Annotated in this window: 12 protein-coding genes and 4 tRNA genes; all 16 read right to left on the minus strand. The window is 41.9% G+C overall.

The annotated features are described in order from the left end of the window. Positions 1-2: 2 nt before the first annotated feature. Positions 3-797: an MBL fold metallo-hydrolase gene (locus J7I90_RS14740; RefSeq protein ID WP_214772567.1), complete on the minus strand. Its 795-nt coding sequence runs from the start codon at positions 795-797 to the stop codon at positions 3-5. A gap of 6 nt (positions 798-803) precedes the next feature. Continuing rightward, complete coding sequence (locus J7I90_RS14745) at positions 804-1,601, minus strand: two-component system regulatory protein YycI (protein WP_214772568.1); 798 nt, start codon at positions 1,599-1,601, stop codon at positions 804-806. After that, positions 1,588-2,916 (minus strand): YycH family regulatory protein, encoded by a 1,329-nt coding sequence (locus J7I90_RS14750; protein ID WP_214772569.1) that lies wholly within the window; start codon positions 2,914-2,916, stop codon positions 1,588-1,590. Before J7I90_RS14750 ends, J7I90_RS14745 begins: the two co-directional genes overlap by 14 nt. Continuing rightward, positions 2,913-4,742: a cell wall metabolism sensor histidine kinase WalK gene (gene walK / locus J7I90_RS14755; RefSeq protein ID WP_214772571.1), complete on the minus strand. Its 1,830-nt coding sequence runs from the start codon at positions 4,740-4,742 to the stop codon at positions 2,913-2,915. The genes J7I90_RS14750 and walK overlap by 4 nt, the downstream gene beginning before the upstream one ends. Positions 4,743-4,747: 5 nt before the next feature. Then, positions 4,748-5,455 carry a response regulator YycF gene (yycF, locus tag J7I90_RS14760; protein WP_034316131.1) on the minus strand — a complete coding sequence of 236 codons (708 nt, stop codon included), beginning with the start codon at positions 5,453-5,455 and terminating at the stop codon, positions 4,748-4,750. Positions 5,456-5,736: 281 nt separating this feature from the next. Beyond that, positions 5,737-7,143: a peptidoglycan DD-metalloendopeptidase family protein gene (locus J7I90_RS14765; protein WP_214772573.1), complete on the minus strand. Its 1,407-nt coding sequence runs from the start codon at positions 7,141-7,143 to the stop codon at positions 5,737-5,739. Positions 7,144-7,550: 407 nt separating this feature from the next. After that, positions 7,551-7,623: transfer RNA gene (locus tag J7I90_RS14770), tRNA-Phe, on the minus strand. A 30-nt stretch (positions 7,624-7,653) separates the two neighbouring features. Next, a tRNA-Asp gene (locus J7I90_RS14775) sits at positions 7,654-7,729 on the minus strand. Between the two features lie 23 nt (positions 7,730-7,752). Beyond that, positions 7,753-7,824 (minus strand) — tRNA-Glu (locus J7I90_RS14780). 8 nt (positions 7,825-7,832) lie between these two features. After that, a tRNA-Lys gene (locus tag J7I90_RS14785) sits at positions 7,833-7,908 on the minus strand. A 276-nt stretch (positions 7,909-8,184) separates the two neighbouring features. Continuing rightward, entirely contained in the window at positions 8,185-9,477 is a 1,293-nt protein-coding gene (locus tag J7I90_RS14790) for an adenylosuccinate synthase (RefSeq protein ID WP_034316136.1), read from the minus strand. Between the two features lie 281 nt (positions 9,478-9,758). Continuing rightward, positions 9,759-11,123 carry a replicative DNA helicase gene (gene dnaB / locus J7I90_RS14795; protein ID WP_034316139.1) on the minus strand — a complete coding sequence of 455 codons (1,365 nt, stop codon included), beginning with the start codon at positions 11,121-11,123 and terminating at the stop codon, positions 9,759-9,761. Positions 11,124-11,263: 140 nt separating this feature from the next. Beyond that, a complete protein-coding gene (rplI, locus tag J7I90_RS14800; RefSeq protein WP_034316140.1) occupies positions 11,264-11,713 on the minus strand; it encodes a 50S ribosomal protein L9 in 450 nt (149 codons plus the stop codon). After that, entirely contained in the window at positions 11,710-13,680 is a 1,971-nt protein-coding gene (locus J7I90_RS14805; RefSeq protein WP_214772574.1) for a DHH family phosphoesterase, read from the minus strand. Before J7I90_RS14805 ends, rplI begins: the two co-directional genes overlap by 4 nt. A 41-nt stretch (positions 13,681-13,721) precedes the next feature. Then, positions 13,722-14,669: a YybS family protein gene (locus J7I90_RS14810; RefSeq protein WP_214772576.1), complete on the minus strand. Its 948-nt coding sequence runs from the start codon at positions 14,667-14,669 to the stop codon at positions 13,722-13,724. A 226-nt stretch (positions 14,670-14,895) separates the two neighbouring features. After that, a complete protein-coding gene (gene rpsR / locus J7I90_RS14815) occupies positions 14,896-15,135 on the minus strand; it encodes a 30S ribosomal protein S18 (protein WP_053348323.1) in 240 nt (79 codons plus the stop codon). Positions 15,136-15,166: the final 31 nt, after the last annotated feature.

Raw genomic sequence — 15,166 nt, forward strand, 5'->3', positions numbered from 1 at the left:
ATTTATAATGTAACAAGTTCCGTTGGTCTTTTCGGGTCAGTATCATATAAGGAAAATTGTTCACCCACGATGATCCCCTTTGTCTTTAACGTCTGTTCCACCGACATTCTTGCTAGATCCTTCATATTGTTATCAAGGCTTAAGTGGGCCAAGTAAATCCGCTTGGTCTTATCACCGGCCACTTCGCCCATTGCAAGGGCAGCGTCTTCATTACAAACATGTCCGACATCACTTAAAATCCGGCGCTTGATGCTCCATGGATATTTTCCCATCCTCAGCATGGACACATCATGGTTACTTTCGAATACATAGGCATCGGCGTTTGAGATGATTCCTTTCATCCGATCGCTTACGTACCCTGTATCGGTAATGACCACAAGTTTCTTATCTTCATGATGAAAGACGTAAAACATCGGTTCTGCCGCATCATGTGAAACGCCGAAAGATTCTATATCAAGGCTGCCGAACGTTTTGACCTGTTCCATTTCAAATGTGAATTTTTGTTCGGTTGCAATTTCACCGATCGATCGCTCCATGGCATTCCATGTTTTTGCATTCGCATATATCGGGAGTTTATGTTTTCTGGCAACCACGCCAAGACCTTTAATATGGTCGCTGTGTTCATGGGTAACAAGGATACCGGATAGCTTCGACATATCACGGCCTATATCCTGAAACAATGCTTCCAGGGCTTTACCGCTTAAGCCGGCATCGACGAGGAATGATTGATCCTCCGTTTCCACGAAAAAGGCATTTCCTGTACTCCCGCTTGCGAGAACACTAAAATGCATTGTCATCTATACTCACTCCAGTATTTTTTCTTCTGTATTCAATTCAATGACCTCTCCATCAAAAGCATTCACGAAGAGATCGGTTTCGTCATCAATGACCACCCACCATGTTGGCACAAGTAAATGTGACACAGATGTCGTCTGCAGCGAATTGTAAAAACCCAATTTTACATTCGTGACTTTACTTTTGGGATCAATATCACCATTGTCATACAATGCTCCAATAGCAGATAAAGCCGATACCAATTCTTTAGGTTTGTTGAATTTTTCGATCACCTTTAAATACATTTGTTCATAGGAAACGATTTCACCCTTCTTGTTCAGATATAAAGTGACCTTTCCCTTACTATTATTATAAAACATCTTTTTATCTGCCACTTGATAGCAGGTGATGGTCTGGCTGATTTCATCAAAGCTCCAAAAATGATACTCACTTCCATTTAATATATACTCCTTCAGGAATATATCAAGGTCTGCAGCATTAATTTCCGCTTTCATGCCAACCGGTATCTTAAATGTGCCCACAAGCTTCTTATCATCGATGATTTTTGCTTTTTGATTTTTCAGGTACTGTATATCTTTCTTCTCGAAAGTCTTGCTTTGGGCAATCAGGAATTGATCCTTCAACTTTTGTTTCGGAAGAGGGGTTTCTATGGAAATCTCATCTTCTTTTAAAAGTTCATCAGTAAGAGGCTCCGTAAAACTTTCTAATTGGGAGTCATTAATCTTTTCCAGGAATTGATAAAGAAGAAAAATATTCAAAACGAAGAAAACCATGATGAATATCGACTTTGTATTATTCCAATCCACTTTGACCGCCTCCTTCAAAAGGCACAATAAACCATTTATCGCCTACACGATAATACCAAGTGGGATCGAGTGTAACTAGAGTTACAAGTTTGGAATCGAGGGATTTATTCAATCTATAGCCAATCGAGATGTCCTCCACGCTTTTGAAATCGATATTGTCTTTCGATTTCAGCTGTTTCAATACTTCTTTTCCGCTTGCTAAGGTCACTTCCGCTCCTTCTGACGGAAGGACTGAGTCAAGTGAAAAGTATGGGCGGTCATAGCTATAAATTTCTTCTTTCCCCCAAATTTGCTCGATTTCCGTCATTCCGTAATCATTGAAGGCCGGATAACCATTCACGAATAAGCGGAATACCACCCGTTGTTCATTCTCGGACATATAGGCAAAGCGGTAATTGTTATCTTCCCAACCAGCATGATCATTGATGAAATCGATGCTTTTTTGCAGAAGGTCACTGGAACTGTTAAATAACTTGTCCTTTTGTGCCGGATTGATATAAGAAATTAAGTAATTCTCTTTATTGACCGTCATAAGTCTTGTTCCATCCGTATATTCCTCACCGGCCGAAACCGATTCCTGGCGTACGAACTTCGGATAATTAAATAACGCATTTTTCAAGTTTCCAATATCCAAATAGTCAATATAATATTCAAGTTTGTTGATTTTCACTGGGTTTTCCGGGACGAACAGCGTCCTTTTGCTGTTTATCGTCTCGGCCATGTATTCAGGGTGCTTATCATAGGAACCCCTATAAAATGAATCCATGAAATTCCTTAGCTTTTTAGAGTCGACCATACCTTGATAAATCTTCTCTTTATCGTAGGAAACAAAATAAACGGCAGATTCATTACCGCCGATATCCTTTTGTTTAATGATGATTCGATCAAACGAAAATTCAGGCACTTCCTTATCCGTTATATTCAATACCGTTTTATAAAGAGAGATGGGGATATCATCGGAGAATTCGATTTCAATCGACCCATCTTCATGGACAAAATCGTCAAATTTCCTTTGCAGCCTTTTTACGGATACCTCTTTTAGGCCCCTGAAACGCCATTGTGAAAGTTCTTTTTCCATTTCATTGATTTCTGCCGGATTGGAAGTCTGGAAATGCTGCCCATTGCCATGGAAAAGGATACTGACTGGTTTAATGACATCACTGACAATCTGGACATCGCTTTTAATCTTTATAAGTTCCGACGATTGTTCAAATGGATCATATTCAGGCTCGTACGTCCAAATGCTCCATGTCAAAAAAATGCTTGTCCCAACCAAAATAATCAGTATTATACTTTTTGCACGTTCAAAATTCATGACCAATCATCCTCTTCTTCCTGTTCGTAAGGAAGTGTAAAGAACACGGTAGTTCCTTTTCCATCCACACTTTCCGCCCATATTTTCCCGCCATGCGCCACGACCATCTCTTTTGCAATCGCTAAACCAAGCCCTGTCCCGCCTAAGTTACGGGCCCTTGCTTTATCCACACGGTAGAAGCGGTCGAAAATTTTATCAATGACGTTTTTCGGGATACCCACTCCTTGATCTGTAATGCTCACAATGATAAAGCCATCGGATGCCCTGACGCGGAAAGTCACTTGTCCCCCTTCAGGTGAGTACTTTAATGAGTTGGAGATTACATTATAGAGAACCTGGGTGATTTTATCTTCATCAATATCCACAAAATAAGCTTCCTTCGGCAAATCACGCTTAAACGTGATGTCATCATTTTTCGACATTTCAAATCGATCGATGATGTGGTCATAGAATTTATTGAAATTCACCCAGCCGGTTTTAAGCCTGTAATCTTTACTGTCCATTTTCGAAAGCTGTAACAGATCATTAACAAGCCTGATCATTCGCTCCGTTTCATTTTGGGTCACACTTAAAAACGATGGAGCGATTTCCTCGTCCTTCCATGCACCCTCAGCCAATGCCTCCAGGTAACTTCTCATCGTCGTTAGCGGAGTTCGCAGTTCATGTGATACATTGGCAACGAATTCCCTGCGTTCACTTTCGATTTTTTCCTGCTCTGTTATATCATGCAAAACAGTGATCAAACCATTAACGAATCCCGTTTCCTTTTGAATGACCGAAAAATTCCCCCTCAAAATGAAAGGCCTATTTTTTTTGCTGTAATCAAGGATAATGGACTCTCGCTCTTCCAGTAAATCCTCAAATTTATATTCTTCTTCAAGACCCAGAACCTCAATGATCGGTTGGTTCATGACGGTTTCACTCGAGACATTCAATAATTGTGCCGCCGGTTCATTAATCAAGTTCACCCGACCGCGCCTGTCCGTTGAAATTACGCCATCCGTCATATTGGCAAGCACAGATGATAGCTTTCGCCGCTCTCCTTCTGTGCTTGATTGCGACTCTTGGAGTTTTTTGGTCAAATTATTGAAAGTGACGGCAAGCTGGCCAATTTCATCATCGCCATATACCCTGACTTTTCTGGAGAAATTCCCTTTTGCCATCACCAGGGCCTGTTTTCTCATATCAGACATGGGTCTAGTGATCGTTCGTGCGAGCAGGATCCCCAATATGGCCGTAATGACCAAGGCGATGGCCGTACCCGTCATGAAAATGCTATTGATTTCATCCATCTGCTCAAAGACATTCTCCATCTCGGCTATTACAAAGACGGCGCCAATGACCTCCTCATTTGCTTCAATGGGTGTCGAAAGGACCCAGAGCCGCCTGCCTGTTTTATCGCGAAATATATCATGATCTTCTTTTCCATAAATGAGGGTATTCTTGATAAGGACCTCTGTCGTCTTCTTCCCTACAATATCCTGGTTACCTTGGGCTGAAGTTCCGATCACACGTCTGCTGCGGGTGTCGATGACACGTACTTCCGAAATATCATTCGATGAATTATCCCGGTCTTTCAATATCGCATCTATCGCTTCTTCGAGGGTCGGATCTTCCTCTCCCCGCTCTTTTTCCATTTCTTCACCAATACTGTAGGTCAGCAGGTTAACGTGACCTTTTATTGATTTCGTAAAGTTCCCGACAAGATTTTCTTCCAATTCCCCAACAAAATATACCCCGATTATTTGCATCGCCACAAAAATGAGCAATACATAAATCAGAACAAATTTAAAATGAATTGAGCGAAAAAAACCAACCTTTTTCATAGAAACTACTCCTGTTCAGGGTTACGCAGGTAATAACCGACCCCTCTTCTAGTTACAATCCAGCCAGGATGGCTTGGATTGTCTTCAATCTTCTCACGAAGACGTCTGACCGTTACATCGACCGTCCGCACATCACCAAAATAATCATAGCCCCACACGGTTTGTAATAAGTGCTCCCTTGTCATGACCTGACCGATGTGCTTCGCTAAGTAATGAAGCAACTCAAATTCGCGATGCGTCAATTCAATCGTATCCCCCCGCTTGGATACCACATAGGCATCCGGATGGATCGTGAGCGTGCCTATCGTAATTTCCTTCGGTTCATTTTCTTGATCGGGAACCGGAACAGCCTGCTGACGTCTAAGGTTGGCCTTAACGCGGGCAATTATTTCCCGGGTACTAAATGGCTTTGTCACATAGTCGTCTGCACCAAGCTCCAATCCTAACACCTTATCTATCTCCGAATCTTTTGCCGTTAACATGATGATCGGAGTTTCATACTTCTTCCTTACTTCCCTGCATACTTCCATCCCATCGCGCTGCGGCAGCATGATATCAAGTAAAATCAAATCAGGTTGCCGTTCTTCCACCATTTTGAGGGCTTCATTGCCATCATAAGCACAAAAAACTTCGTAGCCCTCCTTTTTTAGATTGAATTGTAATATATCAGCAATTGGCTTTTCGTCATCCACTACCAGAATCTTTTTATCCATGAACTTATCTCCTTTTTAATAACTGAACTGAATCTATTAAAAACCGTGTCCTTATCCGGGACCTTATTCACTTTTCCTTCTGCTTGCACAAAACTTCGCAACCTAGTTTCAGCAAAGTTACATATATATACCCAATAAAAGGCGCTGAACACCGGAATGAAAGCAAATTGTCTCTATTCTACTTTATCATTTTATAGGCATTAAATCACCTTTTTCCTATTATTCTCATCTATTAATGAAGCAGAAGAAGTCTTCGAATAATTTTCGAAGACTTCCATCGATTACTGACTTATATAGTTTAGCGGATTGACGAGAGACCCGTTTTTATATATCTCAAAATGGAGGTGGACACCGGTCGAGTGACCTGTTGAACCCATCATGCCAATTTTCATGCCTTTTTCAATCTTTTGTCCCGCTTTAACATCTATTGAATCCAAATGGGCATACACTGTCTTATACCCATTATTATGATTGATCGTTATCTTATTTCCATATCCTCCGGAGTTCCCGGCAATTTCGATTATCCCATGATCTGCTGCCGTTATGGTCCTGGTGGCTGGCCGTGCAATATCGATACCTTTATGAAGTTTCCCCCAGCGCTGGCCCTGTTTACTGGAAATATAGCCCCCATCTGCAGGCCATGAATATGTACCGCTGCCCTGTGAAGGTATGACCTTGGTGCCTTTTCTGGTGATTTCCGTTTTAGCTTTTTCCGTGACTTCTTTTTTTACGATTGTTTCACTGATTTTCTTTCCATTTGTTTCAGATACATTATAGGTGAACGCAAGAATCCCCTCATTCCCCATTTGTTCAGTAATGAGTTCGCCCTTTGGAAGTTCGTCATCCTCCTCCACTTTCTTTTCAAAAGGAATCCTCTCTTCCTTTAATACTTCTCTTTCTACCATTACGTTCACATAGGGGGTACGCTGGGTCACATAGAGACGCTCGCCCTCTTTAACACCTTTGTCCTCATCCTGTCCCGGATTCAGCTCCAGCAGTTGATCCAGGTCCATATCATGGTTAGTGGCAATGGCTTCAAGATCTTCATCTTCCTTAGCCTCATAGATTGTCGTCTCTTCCTTTCCTTCTTCTATCATGGAAAGGGTTTTATCGACACTCTTGATTTCGTCTGGATATACCATTTTCTCTTTAAACGTAACGGGAAGTGAAAATTCGATGTCCAGAATTCTGCTTCCTGGCTCTTTTAACGAATCGGCATCTTTTTTACCTGATTCGTATTCAGCGTATTCCTCTTCATTTACATATAATAAAGTGATTTTCTCCAGAACGTCCTCTGCATCTTCCTTTGAAGCAACATAAGCGACTGCCTGATTATCTATGTCGATTTCATACGCCTCGGCCTTCACATTCAACTGATCTTGAATTACCTTAACAGCCTGATCCTCTTTAACATCTTCATCGAATACCTCTTCAGGTACGAACTTCAGCTGTGTATCCTTATCGAATGTATAGTCAGGATATTCTTCCTGTGCTTCTTCTACCTTATCGGCTACGATTTTTTCGATTTCCGTTCCATCCGTCACACTGCCGACGAACTCATCGTTAAGATAAACATGCTGTATGGTTGTAGTTTCCGATATACCAGCAGCAGTTACCCGATTGCCCGCAAGCACCAAAATGACGGAAACCATCAACAGGATGACCCCCTTGCCTTTTGAGCTAAACATATATTGTCCTCCTTAACGGCTCAGTCACCAATTAAGAAACTAATCAAATTTATTTGAGATTTATTAGTCCAATTTAAATATCCAGATGCTTATGACTGATTTCTAATGATTTTTATCACTCATAACTCTACCATATTAAGAAAAAAAACAAGAAATAGACTTCATAATGTAATAGAACTGTATAAATGGTGACAACTTGTACCAATAGATATGGTAATGGGGACAGTTCAATAAACTGCGGAAAAAGGAGTGGGCCTAAGCCCAGCAAGGGTAAAAGCGAGTTATATTCCGAATTGGCCGAAAATGGTATGTTACAAATCGATAACAATCTATTAACAGGATTTCATTCATAATCCTCTGGACGCATAACAAAAAAACGCCCTAAAGGAAAGGCGTTTATACAAGGATGGCTCAGGACGGAATCGAACCGCCGACACAAGGATTTTCAGTCCTTTGCTCTACCGACTGAGCTACTGAGCCAAATATTCTATTTTAGAATAAAAAATAAAATGGCGGTCCCGACGGGAATCGAACCCGCGATCTCCTGCGTGACAGGCAGGCATGTTAACCGCTACACCACGGGACCAGTAAAGCATCTATATAAAGAAGTGACCCATACGGGATTCGAACCCGTGTTACCGCCGTGAAAGGGCGGTGTCTTAACCGCTTGACCAATGGGCCGGAAAAAATGGTGAGCCATGAAGGATTCGAACCTTCGACCCTCTGATTAAAAGTCAGATGCTCTACCAACTGAGCTAATGGCTCGTTCTAATGAAATGTTTCTTTGCTGGATGTTAACTTACCATCTGCAGCTTGTTAATGGCTTGTTCTATTGTGACGACGCTTTTGATAATATCATGGTTCTTATAGTTTAGGCAATAGTTTTTTGAAATAAAATTATTTTTTTCTATCTTTTTTATTTTCCCTACAGTTTTATCCACATTCATTCGGTATCCCGGACCTCCCGAACGTGACATATAATGCATCGGTCATAAAAATGAAAGAAGAGCCGGCAAAAAAAGCCAGCTCCTTTTTCATGAATTACGCTAGACGCCAAGGGCTTCTCACGACATTTGTTTGGTTACGGTCAGGACCGACAGAGAAAGTGGTCAAAGGAATGCCTACCAATTGAGATACGCGCTCTACATAGTGGCGAGCGTTCTCTGGAAGCTCATCCAATGATTTGCAGCCTGTGATATCTTCTGACCAGCCTGGCAGCTCTTCATAGACTGGTTTACATTCGCCAATCGCTTTCAAAGTCGCTGGTACCTCATGAATGATTTCGCCTTTGTACTCATAGGCCACACAAATTTTGACCGTATCAAGACCTGATAATACGTCAATCGAGTTCAATGATAAATCGGTAATCCCGCTGACACGGCGAGCATGGCGAACGACAACAGCGTCAAACCAGCCTACACGGCGCGGTCTGCCTGTAGTTGTACCATATTCACGGCCAATTTCCCGGATTTGGTTACCGACTTCATCATGTAATTCTGTAGGGAAAGGACCATCGCCCACACGGCTTGTGTATGCTTTACATACTCCAACCACATGATTGATCTTCGTAGGACCTACACCCGAACCGATTGTCACTCCACCTGCAACCGGGTTGGAAGAAGTGACGAATGGGTATGTTCCTTGATCGATATCAAGCATGACACCTTGTGCCCCTTCGAATAATACCCGTTTTCCTTCATCAAGTGCGTCATTCAATACAACGGATGTATCACAAACATATTTCTGCACTTGTTGTCCGTACTCATAGTATTCTTCCAAGATATCTTCGATTTTGAAACCTTCCGTTTCATAGAAGCGTTCGAACATACGGTTTTTTTCGACAAGATTTTGAGACAATTTTTCCTCGAAAATTTCACGGTCCAAAAGGTCTGCCATGCGGATTCCATTACGAGCAGCTTTGTCCATATATGCAGGGCCGATTCCCTTTTTAGTCGTTCCAATTTTGTTGGCGCCTTTACGGTCTTCTTCGACTTCATCCAATTTGATATGGTAAGGAAGAATGACATGTGCACGGTTCGAGATACGAAGATTATCCGTACTCACCCCATGGCTATGTAAATAAGCAAGCTCCTCTACAAGAGCTTTTGGATCAACTACCATACCGTTTCCAATGACACAAATCTTATCACTATAAAAAATCCCTGACGGAATTAAATGCAGTTTATAGGTAACGCCGTTAAATTTAATTGTATGCCCTGCATTATTCCCACCTTGATAACGAGCGATGGCTTCCGCATTCTGGGATAGAAAATCTGTTATTTTACCTTTACCTTCGTCTCCCCATTGTGTACCGACTACTACAACTGATGACATCTGAATAAAGCACCTCCAAAGGTTCACGTAATACCGATCATTAACCGGTTCTTATCAAACAAACCTATTTTATCAATAATCCAAACTGGAAGTCAATACAAAATCCGAACAATACACTTTTTAAAAAATTCTTTGTTCGTAAATATGAGAAATTTCTTTCCGGTTTTTTTAGGATTGTCAAAGATTATTGTACCCTCTGATTTCTTTTTCTATTATCATTAGTACCTTTCTTTTTCCCGAAACAGAGAAAGCCCGCCATTGCATGAATGGCAGGCAGTCCCCTATGCGCCGGGAGACATCGAATCATCATCGAAGCGGCGTTCGAGATTAACGAATTTATTATATTCTTTTACGAATGCAAGCGAAACCGTGCCCACGGGACCATTACGCTGTTTCGCTATAATGATTTCAATGATATTTTTATTCTCGGATTCTTTATCATAATAATCATCACGGTATAAGAATGCGACGATATCAGCATCTTGCTCGATACTCCCGGATTCCCGGATATCAGACATCATCGGGCGCTTATCCTGACGCTGCTCCACTCCACGCGATAGCTGGGAAAGGGCGATGACGGGCACTTTAAGTTCACGAGCCAGCGCTTTAAGTGAACGTGAAATCTCGGATACCTCTTGCTGACGGTTGTCGCCTGAACGGCCATCGCCTTGAATTAACTGCAGGTAATCGATCAATATCATGCCAAGGCCATGTTCTTGCTTCAAACGACGGCATTTTGAACGGATTTCACCAATCCTGACACCTGGCGTATCATCGATATAAATGCCGGCATTCGACAAGCTTCCCATCGCCATCGTCAGTTTACGCCAATCCTCATCAGTTAAGGAACCTGTCCGTAAATTCTGGGCGTTGATATTCCCTTCAGCACAGAGCATACGCATAACGAGCTGCTCTGCACCCATTTCAAGACTGAAAATCGCTACATTCTCCTCCGTTTTGGTGGCAACGTTTTGAGCGATGTTCAATGCAAAAGCGGTTTTACCAACCGAAGGGCGGGCACCAACTATGATGAGGTCATTACGTTGGAACCCCGCTGTCATTCGATCCAGTTCAGCAAACCCTGTCGGTATTCCCGTGACATCCCCTTTACGGGTAGTCAAAATTTCTATGTTATCGTAAGTCGCAACCAATACATCCTTAATATTTTGAAAAGACCCGGAATTCTTACGCTGGGCCACTTCCATGATCGTTTTTTCTGCTTCACCGAGCAGCTCCTCGACCTCGTCCTCGCGACTGTAGCCTTCCTGAGCGATGTTCGTCGCAGTCCTTATCAAACGGCGCAGCAATGACTTCTCCTCGACGATGCGGGCATAATATTCAATATTGGCCGCGGTAGGCACCGATCCGGCCAATTCACTTAAATAAGAAACCCCGCCAACTTCTTCAAGGTTTTTTGTCGCAGCCAATTCCTCTGTCACCGTAATCAAATCGACAGCTTTTCCTTCGTCATTCAATTTAAGCATCACATTAAAGATCTTTTGGTGAGAGCTTCTATAAAAATCCTCCGGAATCAAAACTTCCGATGTTACGGTCAATGAAGAGGGCTCTAGAAAAATGGCTCCTAGCACAGCCTGTTCGGCTTCTATATTTTGAGGTGGAATCCTATCCTGAAATTGTTCTATCATATCTTAAAACCTCCCATTCTAAGAGGATACCTTTTATATGTTTCTAGTAAAAAAGAAAAAAGTGAAAGGACAACGTGCCCAATCACATTTTTCGTCTATCTCTATTTTATCAATTTTTCACAGATATGAAACAGCTAAAATTAGTTAATTTCTTTCACATGCACAGTCAGTGTCGCAGTGACTTCAGGATGAAGCTTCACTGGAAGCTTTGTATGCCCTAAAGTGCGGATGCCTTCAGCAAGCTCCATTTTACGTTTATCAACCTTGATACCGTGTTTTTTCTGAAGCTCAGATGCAATTTGTTTAGTCGTGATGGAACCGAATAAACGCCCGCCCTCACCGGCTTTGGCAGATAGTTCAACCGTTAATTTCTCCAGTTGAACTTTCAATTCTTCAGCCTGCTGCAGCTCTTCTGCTGCAAGTGATTCTTCTTTATTTTTCTGTGCTTCCAAGGTTTTCACGTTTGAATTATTTGCTTCAACGGCCAATCCTTGTTTAAGCAGGAAATTATGTGCATAACCATCCGCAACATTTTTAACTTCCCCTTTTTTTCCTTTACCTTTAACGTCTTTAAGAAATATCACTTTCATTCTTTATGTCCCCCTTCTAAATATTCATCAATAGCTGCTTTCAATCGACTTTCGGCTTCATCAATGGAGCATACCTGTTGAGTGGCGGCATTCGTTAGATGTCCGCCTCCATTCAACATTTCCATGATCACCTGTACATTGATATCACCAAGAGAACGCGCACTAATACCCACCGTATCATCAGACCGCTTAGCCATTACAAAGGAAGCTACAACGCCATCCATGGTCAATAGGGTGTCCGCAGCCTGAGCAATGAGCACCTGATTATGAACCTGATCGGTTTTTGCCGCGGCAATGGCAATTCCCTTTTTGTAAAAGATGACTTCTTCAATGAGCTTCGATCGTTTGATATAGGTGTCCACGTCTTCTTTTAAGAATTTCTGGACCAGTACCGTATCAGCTCCATGTGCCCTTAGATATGAGGCTGCATCGAAAGTGCGTGATCCTGTTCTTAAGGTGAAGCTTTTCGTATCGACGATGATACCTGCAAGAAGCGCCGTCGACTCCAGCATATCAATTTTTGAGCGTTTCGGCTGATATTCAAGCAGTTCGGTCACAAGCTCTGCCGTTGAAGATGCATATGGCTCCATATAGACGAGCAATGAGTTCTTGATGAACTCCTCACCCCGCCGATGATGGTCGATGACCACAACCTTATCGATTCTATTCAATAACCGCTCTTCAATCACCATGGAAGGTTTATGGGTATCGACCACAACCAGCAAGGTCTCATCCGTAATCATTTCTAATGCATCATCAGGTGTTATGAAACGGGCATACAGCTCTTCTTTATTTTTGATCTCTTCCATTAAACGAATGACACTGCTGTCGAGCTGCTGGGTGTTTATGACAATATAACCTTCACGTTCATTCATTTGGGCAACTTTCAAGATGCCGATCGCTGAACCGATTGCGTCCATATCCGGGTTTTTATGCCCCATGACAATGACTTTATCGCTATCAAGGACTATATCCTTCAATGCATGGGATATCACACGGGCACGGACCCTCGTGCGTTTTTCCATCGGATTGGTTTTGCCGCCATAGAATTTCACTTTTCCATTCGCTTGCTTTATGGCTACCTGGTCACCGCCCCGCCCTAAAGCGAGATCCAAGCTGGACTGGGCAAGCGTACCTAGTTCCGGCAAGGATGACACGGCCGAGCCGACCCCGATGCTCAAGGTCAGTGGTACATTTTGCTTGGCCGTCGTTTCCCTGATTTCATCCAAAATCGAGAATTTCCCCTTTTCAAGCTGCTGAAGGATATGCTCATTAAAGACAGCGATGAATCGTTCCGAGGAAACCCGTTTAAAGAAAACGCCATTATCCCTTGCCCACTTATCGAGAAGTGAGGTAACCAAGCTATTAATGCTGCTTTTACGCTGATCATCCATACCCTGTGTCAAATCATCATAATTATCAAGAAGAATGATCGCAATTGCCGTTCTCTCATCTTCATATAATTTCTCAATTTCCACTTGCTCCGTCACATCAAAAAAGTAAAGAAGCCTTTCTTCGCGCTTATGGACCACCTTGAATTTCCGATCGTGGAGCGTAAGTGTCTCTGTCTCGATCTCTTGCTTGATTAACGGTACTATCGAGTCCGCAACATCGTATAGCGATCTTCCTGCCAAGGAGTCTTCACTAAAACAAGAAGCCAGGAATGGATTGGTCCATTCAATGTAATAATCCTCATTAAAGAGCATGATCCCAATCGGCATTTCCAATAACGCTTCCTCGCCCACCTTCTTTAAACGGTAGGATAAAGTCGTTATATACTCTTCTGTCTTCCGTTGCTTTTTTTCTACCATTCTTAATGTTAAATAAAATAAACCAGCAAGAATCAATAGTCCAACAAGTGCAATAACCCAATTATAATAAGCCAGTACGCCCAAAAGTAAAACGACTGCGGCCAGCACCCCATACAATGGGGACTTAATCGAGTATTCTTTCAAATAAGATGGCATAGTTTCAGCTCCTAAAAGCATCTGTTTTACAAAAAAGTCTTCTATTCCTTTTTCTTGATTGTCTCCCTAAAAGGAAAGCCTAAATCTATTATACCTAAAAATCGGACGGCCGTCGTTATAATCGGAATCGGCAGAAGCAAAGAAAAAACCACAATTAAAACAGGTATCGCCTTAACCCATGACTTAACATGGGCGATATAGAATATCAGGGAATATCCTTGTAATAATATGAAGAACTGCAGTATGAAAAATAGGTTCGTTATGGCCATATATACAAAACTGTTCTTGTCCGTATTCACAAAAAGAGCAAGAAGCATCGTAATTAAATAATACCATAAAAGACTTTTCGGGAGTCGCAGATCTCGAAAATGAGGCCATTTTAACGCCTTATCACTGAACCTCTTCACAATGGGATGCGCTGCAAAGAAAATTAATAAAACCATGATGACGGACATCAAGACGAACAAACTTGGCATCAGCGTGTTGATCATGTCGATCGATTCATACATCCGCTTTTTGACTTGTTCCGTCGGTGCCTGTCCAACAGAATCCATGATGCCGATTGTATATTCAAGGGACTCCTCGACCATGTTCATCGATTCCTCTATGTAATTAACATCCGTTATCAACACTGAAGCTGCATATATTAATAAAATGCCACCCAGGAAGACAAGTACTGCGCTTATGAACATAGGTGCCATCGGTTTGTCCTTTTTCAAAAAAAAGCCGATCGCAATTCCCGTTGCCCCCATGAGCAATGTCAGCGGAACGGACAATACCGTCCCGATTAGGATCGACAATAACGAGGCTACAATTAAGTAACCAAGGCTCCACGATAACTTTTGTTTGATTGTGACCAGAATGAATGGAATGGGTAAAAAGAAAGTAGTGAATATACCCAATAGTGGGATTTGAATGGTGATGAACAATAAAATGCAATATAGTGCCAGAAGTGCTCCGCCCTCGGCAATTCGTCTCCCGCTATTCATCTTTATTTCACCCCCTGTTATGATTGATGTCTTATCTCCATCTTTATATTGTATCCGTTACGGCCAAGATATTTCAAACATCACAGTCTTTTTTGGGATATGATTATTTTTTCTGAGGAAAACACCCCTTCTGAAATAAAAAAAAAACCATTCAGCGGTTTTCAGGCATAAGTGACAACTTATTAAAAAAGGCACATTAAGGATTGCTCCTCAATGTGCCAATTTATTATTCACCAGATACATATGGTAGTAATGCCATAGTACGTGAGCGTTTAATAGCAATCGTTAATTTACGTTGATATTTAGCGCTTGTGCCAGTTACACGACGTGGTAAAATTTTACCGCGTTCTGAGACGAATTTTTTAAGAAGATCTGTATCTTTGTAATCAATTTTAGTGATTCCGTTAGATGTGAAATAACAAACCTTTTTACGCTTACCGCGTCCTTTACGTCCACCCATTGCCATAATAAATTTCCCTCCCTGCATTTTTGATTTT

It is taken from the genome of Bacillus sp. ISL-57 (genome assembly GCF_018613135.1).
Lineage (GTDB): Bacteria > Bacillota > Bacilli > Bacillales > DSM-1321 > Peribacillus > Peribacillus frigoritolerans.